This window comes from Pseudomonas sp. UW4 (genome assembly GCF_000316175.1).
Classification (GTDB): domain Bacteria; phylum Pseudomonadota; class Gammaproteobacteria; order Pseudomonadales; family Pseudomonadaceae; genus Aquipseudomonas; species Aquipseudomonas laurylsulfatiphila.
On sequence record NC_019670.1, the window covers coordinates 162,252 to 183,860 of the forward strand.

The 21,609-nt window shown below is 58.7% G+C and carries 19 protein-coding genes and 1 tRNA gene; 14 read left to right on the plus strand and 6 right to left on the minus strand.

Features of this window, described 5'->3' with window-relative positions; translation table 11 throughout:
* Nucleotides 1–278: 278 nt before the first annotated feature.
* A complete protein-coding gene (locus PPUTUW4_RS00755; protein WP_008049909.1) occupies nucleotides 279–554 on the minus strand; it encodes a DUF3077 domain-containing protein in 276 nt (91 codons plus the stop codon).
* Between the two features lie 814 nt (nucleotides 555–1,368).
* Nucleotides 1,369–1,445: transfer RNA gene (locus PPUTUW4_RS00760), tRNA-Arg, on the minus strand.
* A gap of 348 nt (nucleotides 1,446–1,793) precedes the next feature.
* On the opposite strand from PPUTUW4_RS00760, the gene gabD reads away from it, so the two are divergent.
* From gabD to PPUTUW4_RS00780, 4 genes are all read left to right on the plus strand, one after another.
* Entirely contained in the window at nucleotides 1,794–3,236 is a 1,443-nt protein-coding gene (gene gabD / locus PPUTUW4_RS00765) for an NADP-dependent succinate-semialdehyde dehydrogenase (protein WP_015092971.1), read from the plus strand.
* Nucleotides 3,237–3,422: 186 nt separating this feature from the next.
* A complete protein-coding gene (gabT, locus tag PPUTUW4_RS00770; RefSeq protein ID WP_007975624.1) occupies nucleotides 3,423–4,700 on the plus strand; it encodes a 4-aminobutyrate--2-oxoglutarate transaminase in 1,278 nt (425 codons plus the stop codon).
* A gap of 136 nt (nucleotides 4,701–4,836) precedes the next feature.
* Entirely contained in the window at nucleotides 4,837–6,051 is a 1,215-nt protein-coding gene (locus PPUTUW4_RS00775) for a response regulator (protein WP_015092972.1), read from the plus strand.
* A gap of 101 nt (nucleotides 6,052–6,152) precedes the next feature.
* The gene (locus tag PPUTUW4_RS00780) at nucleotides 6,153–7,289 is read left to right on the plus strand and encodes an IS3 family transposase (protein WP_015092973.1); all 1,137 of its coding nucleotides are present in this window, start codon (nucleotides 6,153–6,155) and stop codon (nucleotides 7,287–7,289) included.
* A 135-nt stretch (nucleotides 7,290–7,424) separates the two neighbouring features.
* Here PPUTUW4_RS00780 and PPUTUW4_RS00785 read toward each other — a convergent pair whose 3' ends face one another.
* Entirely contained in the window at nucleotides 7,425–8,414 is a 990-nt protein-coding gene (locus PPUTUW4_RS00785; protein WP_015092974.1) for a sensor domain-containing diguanylate cyclase, read from the minus strand.
* A gap of 277 nt (nucleotides 8,415–8,691) precedes the next feature.
* Nucleotides 8,692–9,876 carry a delta-9 fatty acid desaturase DesA gene (gene desA, locus PPUTUW4_RS00790; protein ID WP_015092975.1) on the minus strand — a complete coding sequence of 395 codons (1,185 nt, stop codon included), beginning with the start codon at nucleotides 9,874–9,876 and terminating at the stop codon, nucleotides 8,692–8,694.
* Nucleotides 9,877–10,022: 146 nt separating this feature from the next.
* Here desA and dibA point away from each other — a divergent pair, with 146 nt between their 5' ends.
* The 6 genes from dibA (at nucleotide 10,023) to PPUTUW4_RS00820 (ending at nucleotide 16,434) form a co-directional block, all read left to right on the plus strand.
* The gene (dibA, locus tag PPUTUW4_RS00795; RefSeq protein WP_015092976.1) at nucleotides 10,023–11,963 is read left to right on the plus strand and encodes a phosphodiesterase DibA; all 1,941 of its coding nucleotides are present in this window, start codon (nucleotides 10,023–10,025) and stop codon (nucleotides 11,961–11,963) included.
* Between the two features lie 286 nt (nucleotides 11,964–12,249).
* On the plus strand, nucleotides 12,250–12,432 hold the full coding sequence (gene oscA / locus PPUTUW4_RS00800; RefSeq protein ID WP_007975618.1) for a sulfur starvation response protein OscA: 183 nt from the start codon (nucleotides 12,250–12,252) through the stop codon (nucleotides 12,430–12,432).
* Nucleotides 12,433–12,545: 113 nt separating this feature from the next.
* Nucleotides 12,546–13,559, plus strand: a complete 1,014-nt coding sequence (locus tag PPUTUW4_RS00805) for a sulfate ABC transporter substrate-binding protein (RefSeq protein ID WP_015092977.1) — start codon at nucleotides 12,546–12,548, stop codon at nucleotides 13,557–13,559.
* 181 nt (nucleotides 13,560–13,740) lie between these two features.
* Nucleotides 13,741–14,559, plus strand: a complete 819-nt coding sequence (gene cysT / locus PPUTUW4_RS00810; RefSeq protein ID WP_007972956.1) for a sulfate ABC transporter permease subunit CysT — start codon at nucleotides 13,741–13,743, stop codon at nucleotides 14,557–14,559.
* 12 nt (nucleotides 14,560–14,571) lie between these two features.
* Nucleotides 14,572–15,441: a sulfate ABC transporter permease subunit CysW gene (gene cysW / locus PPUTUW4_RS00815; RefSeq protein ID WP_007972954.1), complete on the plus strand. Its 870-nt coding sequence runs from the start codon at nucleotides 14,572–14,574 to the stop codon at nucleotides 15,439–15,441.
* 3 nt (nucleotides 15,442–15,444) lie between these two features.
* Nucleotides 15,445–16,434: a sulfate ABC transporter ATP-binding protein gene (locus tag PPUTUW4_RS00820; protein ID WP_015092978.1), complete on the plus strand. Its 990-nt coding sequence runs from the start codon at nucleotides 15,445–15,447 to the stop codon at nucleotides 16,432–16,434.
* Nucleotides 16,435–16,523: 89 nt separating this feature from the next.
* On the opposite strand, the gene PPUTUW4_RS00825 is transcribed toward PPUTUW4_RS00820, so the two are convergent.
* Entirely contained in the window at nucleotides 16,524–17,048 is a 525-nt protein-coding gene (locus PPUTUW4_RS00825) for an Mpo1-like protein (RefSeq protein ID WP_015092979.1), read from the minus strand.
* An 83-nt stretch (nucleotides 17,049–17,131) separates the two neighbouring features.
* Between PPUTUW4_RS00825 and PPUTUW4_RS00830 the strand changes: the two genes are divergently transcribed.
* From PPUTUW4_RS00830 to PPUTUW4_RS00840, 3 genes are all read left to right on the plus strand, one after another.
* Nucleotides 17,132–17,818, plus strand: coding sequence for a Crp/Fnr family transcriptional regulator (locus PPUTUW4_RS00830; RefSeq protein ID WP_015092980.1), 687 nt, complete (start codon nucleotides 17,132–17,134; stop codon nucleotides 17,816–17,818).
* 115 nt (nucleotides 17,819–17,933) lie between these two features.
* Complete coding sequence (locus tag PPUTUW4_RS00835; RefSeq protein WP_015092981.1) at nucleotides 17,934–18,182, plus strand: helix-turn-helix transcriptional regulator; 249 nt, start codon at nucleotides 17,934–17,936, stop codon at nucleotides 18,180–18,182.
* Entirely contained in the window at nucleotides 18,175–19,407 is a 1,233-nt protein-coding gene (locus PPUTUW4_RS00840) for a type II toxin-antitoxin system HipA family toxin (RefSeq protein WP_015092982.1), read from the plus strand. Before PPUTUW4_RS00835 ends, PPUTUW4_RS00840 begins: the two co-directional genes overlap by 8 nt.
* On the opposite strand, the gene PPUTUW4_RS00845 is transcribed toward PPUTUW4_RS00840, so the two are convergent.
* Nucleotides 19,408–20,412 carry an AraC family transcriptional regulator gene (locus PPUTUW4_RS00845; RefSeq protein WP_015092983.1) on the minus strand — a complete coding sequence of 335 codons (1,005 nt, stop codon included), beginning with the start codon at nucleotides 20,410–20,412 and terminating at the stop codon, nucleotides 19,408–19,410. It abuts the gene before it with no gap.
* A 100-nt stretch (nucleotides 20,413–20,512) separates the two neighbouring features.
* Between PPUTUW4_RS00845 and PPUTUW4_RS00850 the strand changes: the two genes are divergently transcribed.
* Complete coding sequence (locus PPUTUW4_RS00850) at nucleotides 20,513–21,586, plus strand: fatty acid desaturase (protein ID WP_015092984.1); 1,074 nt, start codon at nucleotides 20,513–20,515, stop codon at nucleotides 21,584–21,586.
* Nucleotides 21,587–21,609: the final 23 nt, after the last annotated feature.

Sequence of the window (21,609 nt, forward strand, 5' to 3'; positions counted from 1 at the left end):
CACTGCTACTTTTTCCAGCTTTCGGGGCCCTCTAGCCATATTGCCAGCACTGATGCCCACCCAAGCCTTGCAACCAGCGCTGATGTGTACTGACTTCGGGAAACGCCCGGCCTTCATTTCTTGCCATAAGGCTCTACGTATAAATGAAGTGATATGCAGCACCTCTGATGTACGTACGAATCGATCAAGCACTTTCAGTTTAATTCTGGCAGTTATGAAGGCCCCGAAAATTCGGGGCGCATTTTAAGGGTGGGTTGCCACTATTCTGCAGCTTGTTGCTAGCGAGCCTGTGTCGGTCGCGTCAGCACTTTCACCACATCATCGATCACAGCCTTACTCATCGCAGTCAGATAGTGTGCAGCCCACGCGTGCCGGTCGGTGTCTTTTGCGTAAGCCGCATCCTCGGCGAAGGACTTGGCCAGGAACAGCAGGTCGGATGCTTGTGCCAGTGCTTTGCTAATAGGCACGCCACCACTGACATGGAACAGCGGTTCGTCCGGGCAATAGATGCAGGGAGTCAAACCGATGGTTTTTGCTTCTGGTTGTTCAGTCATTTGCCACCTCCATTGACGGAGATGCTATGAGGGCGCGACTTGAAATCGCGTTGAGGGAAAAGCGGAATTTCGTACGGATTTGTATTGCGCATGGTCTAGCTCCTTGACGAGGAACTGCCACTTTTTCGTTACCAAGCGAATGGGTGGCAGCTGTGCGCAGGTTGGTAAACCGGGAGTCAAGGAATCCGGCACGTCCGAAAACGTCCCACGCACAGCCGCCATAACTCAAAATTACGGGCGAAAAAAAACGCCTGCAATTCGAATGGGGGCGCTGTTGCGCTTAACTCTCGGGTTACCAAGCCCGGTCGCTGAATTGGCAGCGACGGCGGAAGGGTATCGTGCAGGCTGATCTCCTGCAACCTTGGAAGTTGAGGGGATAGGGATAAGATCTGTTGGGGTGGCGTGAGCTGCCGCTGGCTACTCAAGAAACTACGAAACACTGCACGCGACTGACGCTGACGCATGTAATCAAATCGAACTGTCAAGTTGTCCTTGACGGTTGCCTCGTACCATCACCCCATGCGATCACCAGCAACAGGCTCCTTTCGGTAGATAACCAGGGGTACTACTAGAACTCTGGGGGGATTGTCTGGATTTCCCCCCAATCGCTCGCCGAGTGCTGGAGTTGTCAACTTTAAGTTGACAACTGACCCTTCAGCCCGCGTGCCGTCGGCTCCGCCATGGAGCTCGCGCCGATGTTTTGCTAATGGCTACCTCTAACCCGACTCCAATGGAGTCAGTTTGATTTCATAAAAACAACACCCACAAAAAAGCCCCAGACCCATAAGGGCTGAGGCTTTCTCGTTACAACGTATGGTGCACCAGGCGGGATTCGAACCCACGACCCCTGCCTTCGGAGGGCAGTACTCTATCCAGCTGAGCTACTGGTGCAGCGGGCGCCATGATACTCATATGCACTGCGGGCGTCCATGCTGCTGAATCGCCTGCGTTTTTTTAAAGCTGTAACGGGCGTTTGCTACGTTGATCAGAAAATACGGGCAAATGCGTCGTTTTCGTTCTTTTTTTCGAACAGGCTATTGTCCTTTACCCCCTTTGATCCTAGGATTCGTTTGAGATTTCAAACGCTCTTGTCTGGGTGCTGAACCGCACGATTTGAATCAGTGCGCTATTTATGTGCTTCAGCCCGGTGAATGATTTCCCTGACGGCAGCCTATCGAGGCGCCTTTCTACAATCATAATTTGCTCCGCGCGTGCGCGGTGCTGTTAAGGAAAGCCGACATGCAGCTTAAAGACACCCAGTTGTTCCGCCAGCAAGCCTTCATCGATGGCGCGTGGGTTGATGCGGACAATGGTCAGACGATCAAGGTCAACAACCCGGCAACGGGCGAAATTCTGGGCACTGTGCCGAAAATGGGCGCTGCCGAAACCCGCCGTGCGATCGAAGCTGCTGACAAAGCGCTGCCGGCCTGGCGTGCCCTGACCGCCAAAGAGCGTGCAGGCAAACTGCGTCGCTGGTATGAACTGATCATCGAGAACCAGGACGACCTGGCTCGCCTGATGACCCTGGAACAGGGCAAGCCATTGGCCGAAGCCAAGGGCGAAATCGTTTACGCCGCGTCCTTCATCGAATGGTTCGCCGAAGAAGCCAAGCGCATCTACGGTGACGTGATTCCGGGCCACCAGCCAGACAAGCGCCTGATCGTGATCAAGCAGCCAATCGGCGTGACCGCTGCAATCACCCCGTGGAACTTCCCGGCTGCCATGATCACCCGTAAAGCCGGCCCGGCCCTGGCCGCCGGTTGTACCATGGTGCTCAAGCCTGCTTCGCAAACTCCGTTCTCCGCCTTTGCCCTGGCTGAACTGGCCCAGCGTGCCGGTATCCCTGCAGGCGTGTTCAGCGTGGTTTCCGGCAGCGCCGGCGACATCGGCAGCGAACTGACCAGCAACCCGATCGTGCGCAAGCTGTCCTTCACCGGTTCGACCGAAATCGGTCGTCAACTGATGTCGGAATGCGCCAAGGACATCAAGAAAGTGTCCTTGGAACTGGGCGGCAACGCGCCGTTCATCGTGTTCGACGACGCGGACCTGGATAAGGCCGTCGAAGGCGCGATCATCTCCAAGTACCGCAACAACGGTCAGACCTGCGTCTGCGCCAACCGCCTGTACATTCAGGATTCGGTCTACGACGCATTCGCCGAAAAGCTGAAAGCCGCTGTGGCCAAGCTCAAGATCGGTAACGGTCTGGAAGCAGGCACCACCACTGGCCCGCTGATCGACGAAAAAGCCGTGGCCAAGGTGCAAGAGCACATTGCTGACGCCGTTTCCAAAGGCGCCACCGTGCTGTCCGGCGGCAAGTCGATGGAAGGTAACTTCTTCGAACCGACCATCCTGACCAACGTGCCGAACAACGCTGCCGTGGCCAAGGAAGAAACCTTCGGTCCATTGGCTCCACTATTCCGCTTCAAAGACGAAGCCGATGTGATCGCGATGTCCAACGACACCGAGTTCGGTCTGGCCTCGTACTTCTATGCTCGCGACCTGGGCCGTGTGTTCCGTGTGGCTGAAGCCCTGGAATACGGCATGGTCGGCGTTAACACCGGGTTGATCTCCAACGAAGTCGCGCCGTTCGGCGGCATCAAGGCCTCGGGCCTGGGCCGTGAAGGCTCCAAGTACGGCATCGAAGATTACCTGGAAATCAAATACCTCTGCCTGGGCATCTAACCCCGCAAGAGTATTGCTTCAAGCGCAAAGGGCACGAGAGCGCTGTCCCTTTGCGCCGCTTCAAACCGGAATTTTCTCTGTGGTCGGGAACGCTGTGGCAGTCGATCATCGCATGCTGCCTTAGTTACCTCCCCACCGCTTAATCCTTGAACCACGCCGACCGATGAGCGGCGAAAGAGGAATGTAATGAGCAAGACTAACGCTTCTTTGATGGCCCGCCGTACCAATGCAGTTCCACGTGGTGTTGGCCAGATTCACCCGATCTTCGCCGAGTCCGCGAAGAACGCGACCGTGACCGACGTTGAAGGTCGTGAGTTCATCGACTTCGCCGGCGGTATCGCCGTGCTGAACACCGGCCACGTGCACCCGAAAATCATCGCGGCCGTGACCGAGCAGCTGAACAAGCTGACCCACACGTGCTTCCAGGTGCTGGCCTACGAGCCGTACGTAGAAGTGTGCGAAAAAATCAACGCCAAGGTGCCAGGCGATTTCGCCAAGAAAACCCTGTTGGTGACCACCGGTTCCGAAGCCGTGGAAAACTCGATCAAGATCGCCCGTGCCGCCACTGGCCGTGCCGGCGTGATCGCGTTCACCGGCGCTTACCACGGTCGCACCATGATGACCCTGGGCCTGACCGGTAAAGTCGTGCCTTACTCGGCCGGCATGGGCCTGATGCCAGGCGGCATCTTCCGCGCGCTGTACCCGAACGAACTGCACGGTGTGAGCATCGACGACTCGATCGCTTCCATCGAACGCATCTTCAAGAACGACGCCGAGCCGAAAGACATCGCTGCGATCATCATCGAGCCGGTTCAGGGTGAAGGTGGTTTCTACGTCGCTCCGAAAGAATTCATGAAGCGTCTGCGTGCCCTGTGCGACCAGCACGGCATCCTGCTGATCGCTGACGAAGTACAGACTGGCGCTGGCCGTACCGGTACTTTCTTCGCCATGGAACAGATGGGCGTTGCTGCCGACCTGACCACCTTCGCCAAATCCATCGCTGGCGGCTTCCCGCTGGCCGGTGTGTGCGGCAAGGCCGAGTACATGGACGCCATCGCTCCAGGCGGCCTGGGCGGCACCTACGCCGGTAGCCCGATCGCTTGCGCCGCGGCCCTGGCCGTGATGGAAGTGTTCGAAGAAGAGCACCTGCTGGATCGTTGCAAGGCCGTTGGCGAGCGTCTGGTAACCGGCCTGAAGGCCATCCAGGCCAAATACCCGGTGATCGGCGAAGTCCGTGCCCTGGGTGCGATGATCGCTGTCGAGCTGTTCGAAAACGGCGACAGCCACAAGCCAAACGCCGCCGCTGTGGCATCGGTTGTGGCCAAGGCTCGCGACAAGGGCCTGATCCTGCTGTCCTGCGGCACCTACGGCAACGTTCTGCGCGTCCTGGTACCGCTGACCTCGCCGGACGAGCAACTGGACAAAGGCCTGGCGATCATCGAAGAGTGCTTCGCCGAGCTGTAATCATCTAGTGTGACCTGATCGACAAAAAACCCGCTTCGGCGGGTTTTTTCATGCCTCTGAAAACACATCCCGCGCATTAACGCTGTATCGAATGGCCAGCATTGGCTAATGTTCCTGCATTGCCAGGGAGAGCTGTATGACAACTGTCATTTTACCCGCGGTTCCGAGAGTACTGATTGCCGAGGGCGACCCCTGGTCCCGGGATCTGCTCAAGGAAGTGTTGTTGAACGTACGCTGCGATGCGCGGCTGGATTTGTGCGCCGATGGCCAGCAGGCGTTGGAGCTATTGGCTGCCAACCCCTATGACCTGGTCATCGCCGATTGGGAGTTGCCGGGTGTCGATGGCCTGAATGTCCTGCGCAACATCCGCCAGCGCAAACGCAACCCGCCGTTGCCCTTCATCCTCATGAGCAGTCGCAACGACAGTGCCAGCGTGCGCGAGGCCTTGCCGCTTGCGCCGGCCGCGTACCTGACCAAGCCCCTGAACATGGAAAGCCTGACCCATCGGTTGCAGGGATTGCTGCTGCACGCTGGGGAAGAAGTCTCGTGCGAAGTGCCGGCGCTGGCGCCGGGCATGACGTTGTCGGTGTTTCTGGAGCGTCGACGGGAATTGGCCGACGGTGCGCCGCTGATGACCGACGTGCAAGTGGCGGTCAAACGCAGCCTCAATCCCAATGGCCTCGACCTGACGGTGCTGGAGGACGAAATCCGCACCGATCCGCAGGTTACGGCTGTGCTGATTGCCGCCGCCAACAGCGCGGCCCAGCACCGCGGTGCGGGTGTGCAAACCTTGTCCCAGGCGCTGCATCGCCTGGGTACCGGGCAGAGCATGAACCTGATTCTCGGGCTGGCGCTCAAGCGCAGTGCCCGGCTCAGCGATCCGCAATTGGCCGACTATGCCGAGCGTTACTGGGATCTGTCACTGCACACCGCCGAGTACGCGCGAACCCTGGCGCGCTTGCTCGATCTGGATCAGGAGCGTTGCTATTGCGCCGGCATGTTGCATCGTCTCGGCGATCTGGCGTTGCTGCGCTGTCTGCAGGAATGGAAACAGGCCAGCGGCGAACTGGACGAGTTGGAAGAAGTGGGTGAAGCGCTGGTTGAATATGGCGCGGCCTATGGCTCGGCCCTGCGTACACGCTGGCGCCTGCCGCTGGAATTGCGGGAGCTGATTGCGGCGGCCTACCAGCTCGGTGGCGGGGTTTACTCCCGCGAAGCGCTGGTGATGAACATGGCAGCGCAGATGGCGCGCCTGACCGAGCATGAGGGCATTGAGGAACTGGCCAAGAGCCGGACGGCGCGGTTGCTCAAGATCGGCTTGCCGGAATTGATGCGCCTTCGCAAGAAGTAGGTTTCACTCAATTCCTTGTGGGAGCGGGCTTGAACTGGCCTAATGATTTTGGACACTTCAATCGGGCGCTATGATGGCGCCCAAATCTGAGGTGTTTGGATATGCGTAAATCTTATTCCAGTGAGTTCAAACTCAAGGCCGCCAGCATGGTGCTGGACGAGGGCCAGTCAGTTCCCGATGTTTGTGCCAGTTTGGATATTGGCCCTACGGCCTTGCGCCGTTGGGTCGACCAGGTTCGCAAAGAACGCTTGGGTTCGACCCCGGTGGGGGCCAAGGCAATCACCGCCGATCAGCGGGAGATTCAGCAGCTCAAAGCGTTGCTCAGGCAAAAAGACCTGGACATTGAAATCCTAAAAAAAGGCCAGTGCTCTCCTGCTTTTGGACTCCAAAGATCATTCTCGCTGATCAATGAGCTGGACGAGCAGTACGGCGTTAACAATTGCTGTCGGGCGTTTGGAGTCACCCGCAGCAGCTTTTACGCCTGGCGTCAGCGTCAGGGCAAGGTGAATCCTGAGCGGGAGAAACTTAAGGCCGTGCTGGTCAAGCATCACAAGGAATCCAGAGCGTCCGCAGGGTCTCGCACCCTGTCCAAGGAACTGCAAGCCAAGGGGCATCGTGTCGGGCGACATATGGCTCGCAGCTTGATGCGCGAAGCCGGTGTTGCCAGCCATCAACGGCGGCGGCACAAGTACAAATCTTCCGGCGTTGAGGCGCTGGTGGCGCCGCATGTGCTCAAGCGCAAGTTTGATGTCACTGCGGTTAACCAAGTGTGGTGCGGCGATGTGACCTACATCAAAGTCGGCACGCGCTGGATGTATTTCGCGGCGGTGCTGGATCTGTTTGCCCGCAGGATCGTGGGCTGGTCGTTTTCGATGATTTCCGATGCCACGCTGACCTGCGAAGCGTTGCGGATGGCGGTCGACCTGCGAGGCCGGCCAAAAGAGGTGCTGTTTCACTCTGACCAGGGCTGCCAATACACCAGTCATAAATTCAGGAAAGAAATGCGCAAACATGGCCTCCTGCAAAGCATGAGTCGCAAAGGTGAGTGCTGGGACAACGCTCCGATGGAGCGTTTCTTTGGAAGCCTCAAGTCAGAGTGGGTACCAGAAGATGGCTACCGCTCGGAACATGAGGCGCGGGTGGATGTGCAGCGTTATGTGATGCGTTACAACAACGTCAGGCTCCATAGCTACAACGGCTACCGGTCGCCGGTAGCTATGGAGAAACTGGCGGCATGAAACCGTAACTGGTGTCCAAAATTAGTTGACCAGTTCAGCTTGCTCGCGAAAGGGGCGTGTCAGCCAACATCGACATCGACTGACACTCCGCATTCGCGAGCAAGCCCGCTCCCACAGTGGTTTTGTGGTGGCCTGTCAGGCCGTGACAATCCTGTTCTTGCCCTCGCGCTTGGCCTGATACATCGCGGCATCCGCCCGGGCAAACAGGTCCTCCACGGTTTCGTCCGAGGCGCTCAGGCTGGTCAGGCCCTGGCTGACAGTGATGCTGAAAGTCCGGCCTTCATGGTTGAAACTCAATTGCTGAATCTGCCGTTGCAGGCGTTCAGCCACTTGCAGGGCCATTTGCGGCGTGCACCCGGGAAACACCGCAGCAAATTCCTCACCGCCAATGCGCCCGAACAGGTCGCGACGGCGCAACGCTGCGCGGCCACTTTCGGCAATGCGTTGCAGCACGTTGTCGCCTTCCTGGTGACCGTAGGTGTCGTTGATCGTTTTGAAGTCATCAATATCCAGCATCAGAAACGACAGTGGCTCGCCCTGTTGCCGGGCGTTTGCGAACTCGCGGTGAGCGCATTCGAAGAAATGATGGCGATTGCTGCTCTGGGTCAGCGCGTCGGTAGTGGCCAGGCGTTGCAGTTCGGTTTCCAGCTGCTTCTTGTTGGTGATGTCTTCGGCAATGCCAACGATGATCACCGGTTGCCCCGGCTCGGCCTGGCGATTGATGAAGCATTTGTCGCTTAGCCAGCGCACCTGGCCGTCGGCGGCAATGATTCGATACTCACGGTCTTCGACGGCGCCTTTGTCCAGCACTTCGGCCAGGCTGCGTTCGGCGTAGTCGAGGTCGTCAGGGTGAATGCTGTCGCGCCATTGATTGCAGTCGGCCAGCAACTGATCGGCTGACCGGCCAAAGATCCGTTCATAGGCAGGGCTGACGTAAAGCACCCGGCGGGTTTCCCAATCGAATGCCCACAGCACCGCGTTGACGCTTGCCAGCAATGTGTTGAGCAGCTGTTCCCGTTCGGTCAAACGTGCGACTTCGCCTTGGGCGTGCATCAGCGCCATCAGGGTCTGCGCGGCTTCGGGCCAATGTGACGGAGATGAGTCTTGCAGGTTCTTTTGGGCCATCGAAACAAATCTCAAAGGGCATGCCGCATGATCGTTAGCGGCCAACACCAATCCCGCCGGGGATGGTGAAGTGTCTTTGAGATTAGGGTTTCAGGATGAAGTTCCCGCCTTTTGTGGCGAGGGAGGTTGCTCCCGCCGGGCGGTATTGGCGACGCGTTTTTGCGGTCATAAATCAATGTGGGAGCGGGCTTGCTCGCGAAAGCGGAGTGTCAGTCGACATAAAAGGTGACTGACACTCCGCTTTCGCGAGCAAGCCCGCTCCCACAGGTTTTGTGGCTCAAACGGTGGCAGGGCGCAGGGAGTAGGTTTTCAACTGATCGGCGAAGTCGCGCAGGGATTGAATCCCGCTGGCTTCGGCTTCGTGTACCCAGTCCTTGATGGCCGCCAGCATGTCGTGGCCATTTGAGCTGGTCTTGACCCAGATCTGCTGCAGGGCCAGGCGTTTCTCGTAAATTACCTTCAATGCCTGACTGTGCTCGAGCATGTTCTGGATGCGTACATGGTGTTTGTCATCCAGCAGGCTGGTCTCTCGCGAAAGCAGGCGTTTGGCCCGGTGGAACTGGTGACGTACCGAGTGATCGACCTTTTCCAGCTCTTGCTTGACCAGCGGGCCGATCACCAATTTGCGGTACTGGGCCATGATCTGGAAGCGGTTGTTGAGGATCGCCATGGCGGTGTCCATGTCCAGGTTGCCCTTGCCTTCGACGCGGTGGGCAATCGGCGCAACCCGTTGAACCTTGGCCAGGCGCAGGAAGCTGAAGACTTTGATCCACGCCCAGCCCAGGTCGAACTCCCACTTCTTCACCGACAGTTTTGCCGAATTAGGGTAGGTGTGATGGTTGTTATGCAGTTCTTCGCCGCCAATCAGGATGCCCCACGGCACCAGGTTGGTCGCCGCATCGCGGCATTCGAAGTTGCGGTAGCCGATGGCATGGCCCAGGCCATTGACCACGCCGGCGGCCCAAACCGGGATCCACATCATCTGGATGGCCCAGATGGTGATGCCGATGGTGCCGAACAGCAGCAGGTCGATAACGGCCATGATCGCCACACCCAGCAGCGGGAAGCGGCTGTAGAGGTTGCGCTCGATCCAGTCTTCGGGGCAGTTCTTGCCGTAGATGCGCAGCGTCTCGGGGTTTTCCGCTTCGGCGCGGTACAGCTCGGCGCCTTTGCGCAGCACCGTGGACAGCCCCTTGATGACCGGGCTGTGCGGATCATCGACGGTTTCGCATTTGGCGTGATGCTTGCGGTGGATGGCCGTCCACTCGCGGGTGTTCTGTGCCGTGGTCAGCCACAGCCAGAAACGGAAGAAATGCTTGAGGCCCCCATTCAGCTCCAGGGAGCGGTGGGCCGAGTAACGATGCAGATAGACCGTGACGGCGATGATCGTGACGTGGGTCATCAGCAGGGTGACTGCTACCAGTGACCAGGCTGACAAGCCGAGTAAACCTTCGTACCACATAGGCTGTAGGGCCCTCGATAAAGAAAAAACAGCCGTTGCATTATCACTAAGCCCACACAGAAAACCAGTCGCCCTTTCAGATAAGAGTGGCTGGATGTGTCTTTAAACTATAATTCCAACCTTTTCGTATGGACATGGATTGCCGGATGCCTGCCACCTATCGCGATGCCTTGCGTGCAGCGCTGCTCTATCTGTTGCTTTCTGTGGTTTGGCTGCAGATCAGTGGCTATTTATTAAACAGTTTATTCGATAGCTCCGCTGAGCGACTGCGATGGCAACTGATCAACGGTTACGTTTGGGTGCTGTTCAGCGCCGGATTGATCTTCATTGCCCGGGCGCGGCTGCTGCGGTGTCTGGGTATCGGCGCCAAACTGCGTGAGCGCGATGCCGACCGCATGCGCTTGCGACAGGCGGCGGCAGTGTTCGACTGCACCCGCGAAGGGGTGCTGGTCACCAATCGGGAAGGCGCGATCGTCCATGTGAACCGGGCCTTTATGGAGATCACCGGTTATGACGGTGAGGAGGTGCTGGGAGAGCGGCCCAATATGTTCAAGTCGGGGCGCCATCCAGCGCAATTCTATCAAGCGATGTTCGCCGCGCTTGCCAGCGCCGGGGAGTGGAGCGGGGAAATCTGGAACCGGCGCAAAAGCGGCGAAATTTATCCGCAATGGCAGACAATCCGCCTGATTCATGACGACGATGGCCAGCCAAGCCAGTATGTGGCGGTGTTTTCCGATATCAGTGCAATCAAGAACTCCGAACATGAGTTGATGCACCTGGCGCACCACGACCCGCTGACCGACCTGCCGAACCGTCTGCTGTTCAGCGACCGCGCCGAACAGGCCCTGGCTTCGGCACAGGTGCACAAGCGTGGTTGCGCGCTGCTGATGATTGATCTCGATCACTTCAAGATGATCAACGATAGCCTCGGGCATACCATCGGCGATCAGTTGCTCAAGGCTGTAGCCGGGCGCCTGAAAGGTATGTTCGATCCCGGCATTACCCTGGCTCGGCTGGGCGGCGACGAGTTTGCCGTGCTGGCCGAATGCTGTCCGCAGTTGATCCAGGCGGCTGCGCTGGCACAACGGATCATCAACGGGCTGAAAGAGCCGTTTGCTATCGATGGACATCAGTTGTTCATCAACACCAGCATTGGCATCAGCCTGTTCCCCAGCGATGCCTTGAGCGTTGAACAATTGTTGCGCAACGCCGATTCGGCATTGTTCAAGGCCAAAAGCACCGGTCGCAATGACTACGCGCTCTACACCGAAGAATTGACCGCCCATGCCCAACAACGCGTCGAGATCGCCTTCGAATTGCGCCGCGCCCTGGACCAGCAAGAGCTGCAGGTTTATTACCAGCCGGTTCACGACCTCAAGACCAGCCGCCTGGTGGGTGTCGAGGCGCTGGTGCGTTGGCAGCACCCGCAGCGGGGGCTGGTGTCACCGGCGGAATTCATTCCAGTCGCCGAACGAACCGGTCTGATCGCCGAAATCGATGCCTGGGTCATGGCGCAGGCGTGCCGGCAGATGTGTCAGTGGCAGCAGGACGGGGTGGTGCTGTCGTTTGTGGCGGTCAACATTTCTTCGCGCCTGTTTGCTCGTCGCGAGTTGTATCAGCAGGTGGCGCAGGTGCTGCACGAAACCGGGCTGGAACCGGCCTGTCTGGAACTGGAAGTGACCGAAAGCGCGGTGATGGACGATCCGGAAGTCGCGCTGGAGCAGATGCATCGCCTGCGCGAGTTGGGGGTGCGCCTGGCCATCGACGACTTCGGCACGGGTTACTCATCGCTGTTGCGGCTCAAGCGCCTGCCGGTGCAAAAACTGAAGATCGACCAAGGCTTCGTCGCCGGATTGCCGTGGGACGAGGATGATGCGGCGATCTCGCGGGTGATCGTCGCCCTGGCCCAAAGCATGGGCATGCAGGTTCATGCCGAGGGGATTGAGCAGGTCGAACAGGCGGCGTTCCTCCTTGAGCAGGGCTGTGATCTGGGCCAGGGCTACTGGTTCGGGCGGCCGGTGCCGGCAGGGCAATTGAACTGGGCTCATGCGCCGGTGATCGGAGCAATTACCTTGCCGCCTTGCTGATACACAAAACCTGTGGGAGCGGGCTTGCTCGCGAAGGCGGACTGTCTGGCAACAGGGATGTTGAATGTGCCGGCCTCTTCGCGAGCAAGCCCGCTCCCACAGGTTTTTGGTGCGCTTGAAAGAGGGTGAATCGCCTCAAGCCCTTGTCCCTTCAATTAATGTCTTCTGGTTATATAAACATTCTTAAATAGTCTTTTTAAGAATATCAAGACCTCACTAGTATTGCTCCCAAGCCGCAAGCAGTGCCGACACTGCGAGGCAAACTCTCAGTTGAAGGAGCAGCAATATGAGCGCATCCCTGCGTAGCGTCGACGGTCAAGACGAAGCCACCATCCTGCGTGAAATCCAGAGTGCCCTGCGCGACCTGCGTTTTGGTGCCGTGGAAATCACTGTGCACAACGCGCAGGTGGTGCAGATCGAACGCAAAGAAAAATTCCGTTTGCAGCAGCCAGGCAACAAGCCCGGCTGAAGGGGATCGCAGCCCCTGTAGGCGCAGCCGAAGGCTGCGATCTTTGAACCGGCAACGCGATTCCAGAAATCCATAAAAAAGCCAACAAACCAAGAATTCCAGGAGCTTTCACCATGTCGTCGATTCGTCATTTCGCTTTGGCCGCCCTGGCCAGCGCCCTTTTTGCCGGTTCCGCAGTTGCCAAGGACTACGAACTGCTCAACGTGTCGTACGACCCGACCCGCGAGCTGTATCAGGACTACAACGCCGAATTCGTGAAGTTCTGGCAAAAGGAACATGCCGGCGACACCGTGAAAATCCAGCAATCCCATGGTGGCTCGGGCAAGCAAGGCCGAGCGGTGATCGATGGTCTGCGTGCCGACGTCGTGACCCTGGCCCTGGCCGGTGACATCGACGAAATCGCCAAGCTCGGCAAGTCCCTGCCGGCTGACTGGCAAAAGCGCCTGCCGGACGCAAGCACGCCATATACCTCGACCATCGTGTTCCTGGTGCGCAAGGGCAACCCTAAAGGCATCAAGGACTGGGGTGACCTGATCAAGAATGACGTCTCGGTGATCACGCCGAACCCGAAAACCTCCGGCGGTGCGCGCTGGAACTTCCTCGCGGCCTGGGCCTATGGCCTCAAAGCCAATGGCGGCGACGAAGCCAAGGCCAAGGAATACGTGCAAACCCTGTTCAAGCACGTGCCAGTGCTGGACACCGGCGCCCGCGGCTCGACCATTACCTTCGTCAACAACGGCCAGGGCGACGTGTTGCTGGCCTGGGAAAACGAAGCCTTCCTGGCCCTGAAAGAAGAGGGCGGCGCCGACAAGTTCGACATCGTCGTGCCTTCGCTGTCGATTCTCGCCGAGCCACCGGTGGCGGTGGTCGACAAGAATGCCGAGAAAAAGGGTAACGAGCAGATCGCCGAAGCCTACCTCAAGCACCTGTACAGCCCGGCCGGCCAGGAAATCGCGGCGAAGAATTTCTATCGCCCGCGTGACAAGGATGTGGCCGCCAAGTACGCCCAGCAGTTCCCGAAACTGGAACTGGTGACCATCGACAAGGACTTCGGCGGCTGGAAAACCGCACAGCCGAAATTCTTCAATGACGGCGGGGTGTTCGACCAGATCTACCAGGCGCAGTAATCTTAAATAGCCATCAATGAGCACCCATGCAGTCAGCCTGGGTGCTTAACCTGTGGGAGCGAGCCTGCTCGCGAAGGCGGTGTTTCAGTCGACAGGGATGTTGACGGGTACTCCCCCTTCGCGAGCAGGCTCGCTCCCACAGGGATGGTTTTAGCGGAACGTTTTTTAACCAAGGACTTTTATGTCGCGTCGTATCTCCCCCGTCATACCCGGCTTCGGGCTGACGCTGGGCTACACCTTGGTGTACCTCAGCCTGATTGTGCTCATACCACTGGCGGCGATGTTCGTGCATGCCGCTCAACTCACCTGGGATCAGTTCTGGGCAATCATCTCGGCGCCACGGGTGCTGGCGGCGCTGAAGCTCAGCTTCGGCACCGCCCTGTGTGCCGCAATCATCAACGGCATCATCGGCACGCTGCTGGCCTGGGTATTAGTGCGCTATACCTTCCCTGGACGAAAAGTGATCGATGCAATGATCGACCTGCCGTTCGCATTGCCCACGGCAGTGGCCGGTATTGCGCTGACGGCGTTGTACACCCCTACCGGCCTGGTTGGTCAGTTTGCAGCGGATTTGGGTTTCAAGATCGCCTACACCCCCCTGGGCATCACCCTTGCCCTCACTTTTGTGACACTTCCATTCGTAGTACGTACCGTACAGCCAGTATTGGCGGACATTCCTCGTGAAGTCGAAGAAGCGGCGGCGTGCCTGGGTGCGAAACCATTGCAGGTTTTCCGCCATATCCTGCTGCCGGCACTGCTTCCGGCATGGCTGACCGGTTTCGCGTTGGCCTTTGCCCGCGGGGTCGGCGAGTATGGTTCGGTGATTTTCATCGCCGGTAACATGCCGATGAAAACCGAGATTCTGCCGCTACTGATCATGGTCAAACTCGACCAATACGATTACACCGGCGCTACCTCCATTGGTGTACTGATGCTGGTGGTTTCCTTCGTCCTGTTGCTGCTGATCAACTTGTTGCAGCGACGCATCGAAACCCCATAAGGAGGCGCACCCATGTCCCAATCGTCTATTGCTGCCGCTTCCTCGAATGCTGCCCGCCGTGGCAGCGCGACTTCGCGGCGAATCCTGATCGGCCTTGGCTGGCTGATTTTTGCCCTGTTCCTGTTGTTGCCGCTGTTCATCGTGGTGTCCCAGGGCCTGAAGCTCGGCCTCGGTGCGTTCTTCACCGCGATCTTTGAGCCGGACGCGTTGTCGGCACTGAAACTCACGGTCATCGCCGTACTGATTTCGGTGCCGTTGAACCTGGTGTTCGGCGTCAGCGCCGCGTGGTGCGTGAGCAAGTACTCGTTCCGTGGCAAGAGCATGCTGGTGACGCTGATCGACCTGCCGTTTTCGGTGTCGCCGGTGATCGCCGGTCTGGTCTATGTGCTGATGTTCGGCGCCCAGGGCCTGTTTGGCCCATGGCTGCAGGATCACGACATCCAGATCGTCTTCGCCCTGCCGGGCATCGTGTTGGCGACGATTTTCGTCACCGTGCCGTTCGTGGCCCGAGAACTGATCCCGCTGATGCAGGAACAAGGCACTCAGGAAGAGGAGGCCGCACGTCTGCTCGGCGCCAACGGCTGGCAGATGTTCTGGCACGTCACCGTACCCAACATCAAATGGGGCCTGATTTATGGCGTGGTGTTGTGCACCGCCCGGGCCATGGGTGAGTTCGGTGCAGTGTCGGTGGTTTCCGGGCACATTCGCGGGGTGACCAACACCCTGCCGTTGCACGTCGAGATCCTCTACAACGAATACAACCACGTGGCCGCGTTCGCCGTGGCGAGCCTGTTGCTGATCCTGGCGCTCTTCATCCTGCTGCTCAAGCAGTGGAGCGAAAACCGTATTAACCGCCTGCGCGCCAGCGCCGCGGAGGAATAATTCATGTCGATCGAAGTGCGTAACGTCAGCAAGAATTTCAACGCGTTCAAGGCGCTGGACAACATCAGCCTGGACATCCAGAGCGGCGAACTCGTCGCGTTGCTCGGCCCGTCGGGCTGCGGCAAGACCACGCTGCTGCGGATCATTGCCGGCCTGGAAACCCCGGACAAGGGCAACATCGTGTTCCACGGTGAAGACGTTTCCGGCCACGACGTGCGCGATCGCAACGTCGGTTTCGTGTTCCAGCACTACGCCCTGTTCCGCCACATGACGGTGTTCGACAACGTCGCGTTCGGCCTGCGCATGAAGCCGAAAAACCAGCGCCCGAGCGAAAGCCAGATCGCAACCAAGGTTCACGAACTGTTGAACATGGTGCAACTGGACTGGTTGTCGGATCGCTACCCGGAGCAACTCTCCGGCGGCCAGCGTCAGCGCATTGCCTTGGCCCGAGCGCTGGCGGTGGAGCCGAAAGTGCTGCTGCTCGACGAACCTTTCGGCGCCCTCGACGCCAAGGTTCGCAAGGAGCTGCGCCGCTGGCTGGCGCGTCTGCACGAAGACATCAACCTGACCTCCGTGTTCGTGACCCACGACCAGGAAGAAGCGATGGAAGTCGCCGACCGTATCGTGGTGATGAACAAGGGGGTGATCGAGCAGATCGGCTCACCGGGTGACGTCTACGAAAACCCGGCCAGCGATTTCGTCTATCACTTCCTCGGTGATTCGAACCGCCTGCATCTGGGCGAAGACAACCACGTGCTGTTCCGTCCGCACGAAGTGTCGCTGTCGCGCCATGAACTGGAAGATCACCATGCGGCCGAAGTGCGCGATATTCGTCCATTGGGCGCAACGACACGGGTGACGCTGAAGGTCGAAGGGCAGAGCGATCTGATCGAGGCCGAAGTGGTCAAGGATCACGACAGCCTGATCGGGTTGGCGAAGGGGGAGACGCTGTTCTTCAAGCCGAAGGTCTGGCAGAAGGTTGCCAACATCTAAAGCCAAAGCTTCGCGAGCAGGCTCGCTCCCACAGTGGATTTGTGAACGACGCAATTCAGTGTGGGAGCGAGCCTGGTCGCGATTGCTATCTAAACAGCAGCACGCTTCGGATTGATCCGCACCCCACCCGCCCGCGCCTCGATCTGCTCTTTGAGCTCATGCCGCATCCCCAGCATGAACGCCAGTTCCGCCACCACGAACAACGGCCCGACAATCAACCCGGTCACGTCATCGACAAAGGCCGGTTTGCGCCCTTCGTAGTGATGGCCGACAAACTGGATCGCCCAACCGATCACGAACATCGCCACGCCGCTGCCCAGCCAGACCAGCGTGCTTTGCTGTGCCAGCGCATGACCGGCCCAGACACTCAGCCCGAGCAACAGGGTCATCAACACGCCCAGGCGCAATTCCAGGCGCAGGTAAAACCACGCCGATGCCAGCGAAACGAGCACCGCCGGTGACAGCCACACGCCACCCGGCGACCACTGCGGCCGGGACAGCAACACCGCCACGGCGACCACGATCAGCGGAATACCGATAAAGTGCGAGGCGATGTTGCGCGGGTCTCGGTGGTAGGCGGCGTATTGACTGAGGTGGTCGACGAGGCTTTTCATTGTTGTTCTCCTGTGGGGTGATTGATCATGCCCCGGGGCCACTTCCCGCTCTGTCAGCCAGGCGACAATCTCTAGGAGTTTTCATGGATATGCAGGTCTGGCGCCCACGTCTGATGAGCGGTCAGTGGTTCAGCCATTTGCCTGTTTCCCTACAGGATAGCCTGCTGTCGGCGGCCAGGCTGCGGCGCCTGTCGCCGGGTCAGCGGCTGTTCAAGCGCGGCGATCCGCCCTGCGGCCTGTACGCGGTGCTTGAAGGCGCGGTACGCGTCGGTGCTGTGAGCGAGCAGGGCAAGGAAGCGTTGCTGAGCCTGGTGGAACCGCCGCACTGGTTCGGCGAGATCTGCCTGTTCGATGGCCAGCCACGCACCCACGATGCCTACGGCGTGGGCCAGTGCACACTGCTGCACATTCCCCAGAACACCTTGCTGGCGTTGCTCGACGAGCATCCGCAACACTGGCGCCAACTGGCATTGTTGATGAGCCAGAAGCTGCGCATGACCTTCATCAACCTCGAACAATTGAGCCTGTTGCCGGCCCCGGCACGGCTGGCACACCGCTTGTTGATGATTGCCGAAGGCTATGGCGAGACCGCCCCGCCGCGGCGCGTCCTGCAACTGCCTCAGGAGCAGCTTGCCGCCATGTTGTCGCTGTCGCGCCAGACCACCAACCAGATTCTCAAGGAGTTGCAGGGGCAGGGGATCATCGGGCTGAGTTACGGCGAAATCGAAATCCTCGATGCTGCCCGGTTGCGGGCATTGGTGATGGTTTGATGCCTGATAGGGGCGTCAGCAAATGTCGCTGGACTTAAGTCAAGAACTGCATTAAATACAATGCATAATTGTTAGTTCAATGAAATATGCACTGTATATGATGCATGGTGATCAAATGGAAGACCTTGGCAAGCTGATCCGAACGTTACGCAAGGAGAGAAAACTCTCCCAGCAGGCATTGGCACAGCAGTACGGAATGAGCCGGGCGACGATCTCCGGCATCGAAAACAACACGCTCTCCGAAATTGGATTGCGCAAGGTTGAGGCGATCCTCAACGGCTTCGGTTATGAGCTGACAGCAGTGCCGCGACAATCCAGGCGGCCGACGCTGGACACCCTCAAAAAGGTAGATTTCCATGGATGAGCCGCAGGAAAAGGATCGACTGGCTATCAGCGTTTCCAACAGTGCGGCGGGAGTCCTTGGTCGTGGTCAGCCTCCCGTTGATACCGTGTTTGCCTATGCCGAAAACGCGTCAGAACAAAACGCCGTCTCGCTGACCATGCCCGTGCGGCTGGAGAGTTACGCGTGGGAATCGGGCATTCCACCGGTTTTTGAAATGAATCTGCCTGAGGGAGCCCTGCGCGATGAATTGACTCGTCGCTTCAGCAAGGCCGTCCGTGGGTTTGACGATTTTTCGATGCTTGCCATCGTCGGACCGCACCAGCTCGGAAGAGTCAGCATTTCAAAGGCGCAGGATTCGGGAGATCAACCACCAGAAACCAGCCTGGCGGACCTTCTCGTACATGATGGCGCGCAAGGTCTGTTCGAAGACCTCTTGCAGACCTATGGCCAGTATTCGGGTGTTTCCGGCGTGCAGCCGAAGGTACTGGTGCGTGACAGTGCGTCATCCATTGATCGGCTGTCCCATCGAGGGGCCACGCATCTGGTCAAAGCCTTTCGTCCAGAGCAATACCCGGAACTCGCCGCCAATGAATACTTCTGTATGCGCGCAGCGTTGCATTCGGGTCTTGAGGTGCCGAAGTTTGAGCTCAGTGAACACGGCAAGTTTCTGATCGTTGAACGCTTCGATCTGAATGAAAAAGGTTACTTGGGGTTCGAGGACTTCTGCGTGCTCAATGCCTGGCCATCAAAAGCCAAATACGATGGTTCATATGAAGGGGCGGTCAAGCAGATAAAGGCCTTTGTTTCTCCTGGTTTGCTCAATCAGGCACTTGAGTCGTTTTTCAAAATCGTCGCGCTGTCATCGGGTTTGAAAAATGGCGACGCGCACCTCAAGAATTTTGGCGTTCTGTACGAAGACTGTGGTGTCGATGCGCCAATCAGCCTGGCACCTGCCTACGACATCATCACCACGTCGGTCTACATCAAGACCGATAGCATGGCGTTGTTACTGGGCGGATCGAAGGCGTGGCCCAAGTACAAAATGCTGATGCGATTTGGTCGCTCCGCCTGCAATTTGACCGAGGGACGCTGCAACGAATTGCTGCAACAGGTCATCCATGGGATGGCAGTGGCGATGGGCGAGATGGGCCAGTACATAAAGGCAAACAGTGCCTTTGCCGAGGTTGGAGAGGCGATGCTGGAGCAGTGGAACGAAGGCATGGTACGCAGTCTGATCAAAGCGTGATCAGCGCAACCCATCCCGAAACTGCCCTGGCGTCATCCCTGTCCAGCGCTTGAACGCGCGACTGAAGCTGCTGGTATCGGCAAACCCGAGCAGATAACTGATTTCGCTCAGCGACACCTGCGGGTCCCGCAGGTGCAGCAGCGCGAGGTTTTCGCGGCTTTCGTTGAGCAGCGTATCGAACCGGCAGCCCTCATCCGCCAGGTGCCGCTGCAGGCTGCGCAGGCTCAGGTGCAGGGCCTTGGCGATGTGCTCGGCGCTGGGTTCGCCTTCGGGCAGTTGCTCTTCAATGGCGTCGCGGACCTTGCGCTCCCACGTCAGCGGCTTGAGTTGCGCCAGGGTGCGCTTGAGCACGGTTTCGTTGTGTTCGGCCAGTTCCGGGTTGGCGTCGTCCAGGTGGCTGTCGAAGTCGATGAGGGCGAACTCAAGCCGATCCTCGTCGGCGCCGAAATGCACGGGCGAGCGAAAGACTTTATGCCATTGGTGCGCGTCTGCCGGCTCCGGGCGGCGCAGGTAAGTCTCCAGCGGTGCGTATTCACGGCCCAGGCGATTGCGGCAGGTGCGCACGTAAATCGCCATGAACGCATCGATGGCTTCGAAGGCCGGGGCGGGATTGCCAGCGGGGATTTTCAGGCGGAAACGGTAGCGATCCTCGGCGCGGGTGAGTTCCAGTTCGAGGGCATCGCTGACCACCTGGTGATAGCGCACGATGCGCTCGAACACTTCCCGCAGGCTGCCGCTGGCGACCAGTGCATAACCCAGCGCATGGAAGGTGGTCGGGCTGACGAAACGCGAAACCCGCAAACCGATCGCCGGATCGCCGCTGGCCTGCACCGCCAGATTCCACAGGTGTGTGGTGCCCGACAGCGGATAACGCGCGTTCGGGTCGTCCATCAGTTGTGGGTCGAGCCCCGATTGCTGGCACAGGGCGGTGCTGTCAATGCCAAGGGCATCGAGTTGCTTGCGCAGGGCGCGGGTCCAGCTGGCGAGGGAGGTCGGTTCAGTCATGCTGATTGGCGCTTCCGGTCAACAGGTTGGCGTTCACGGCTACCGCATTGCGAGGTTCCGCAAGGCAGGATGCAACCATCAATAACCAGAGGATGGAAGCATGGACCGTACTTCTGCAAGCCCCCAACGACTGAATGCAGCCCAACGATCAGCCCATATCCGTGAAGTGGTGCTGGCCAGAGGCGTCGAATTGCGTGAGAAATACCCGGTTCTCAAGCACCAGGACGCCCTCGGCGCAGGCATTCTGACCTTCGCCATCGCCGGTATGGTCGGTTCGGCGGCGCTCTACATGAGCGGGCACATGGCCTGGTGGGCGTGCCTGTTGCTCAATGCTTTTTTCGCCTCGCTGACCCATGAGCTGGAACACGACCTGATCCACAGCATGTACTTCCGCAAGCAGAAAGTGCCGCACAACCTGATGATGGGGTTGGTGTGGCTGGCGCGGCCAAGCACCATCAACCCCTGGATTCGCCGCCATCTGCACCTCAATCACCACAAGGTGTCGGGCTCTGAGACCGACACGGAAGAGCGCGCCATCACCAATGGCGAACCCTGGGGTTTTGCGCGGCTGTTGATGATCGGCGACAACATCATGTCCTCGGTCATCCGCATGTTGCGGGCCAAGACCTGGGCAATGAAGTTCAGCATCATTAAACGCACGCTGAAGGTCTATGCACCGCTGGCGCTGATGCATTGGGGCGCGTGGTACGTGTTTCTCGGTTTTCATGCAGCGAACGGCGTTGCGAACCTGATGGGCGCACCGATCGAGTGGTCGGCGACGACGTTGTCGGTGATGCAGGTGATCGACATCGCAGCCGTCGTGATCATCGGCCCGAACGTGTTGCGCACCTTCTGCCTGCACTTCATCAGCTCGAACATGCATTACTACGGAGACGTGGAGCCGGGCAACGTGATGCAGCAGACCCAGGTGCTGAATGCCTGGTGGTTGTGGCCGCTGCAGGCGTTCTGCTTCAACTTCGGCAGCAGCCACGGGATCCATCATTTTGTGGTGAAGGAGCCGTTCTACATCCGTCAGTTGACTGTGCCAGTGGGGCACAAGGTGATGCGCGAGATGGGTGTGCGGTTCAATGATTTCGGTACGTTTGCGCGGGCTAACCGGTTTGAGCGCAGGGAAGAAGTGGCTGTGGAAAAGGTGCGTACGGCTCAAGTCTAGTCGTCGTCTGAAAGGGCCCCTTC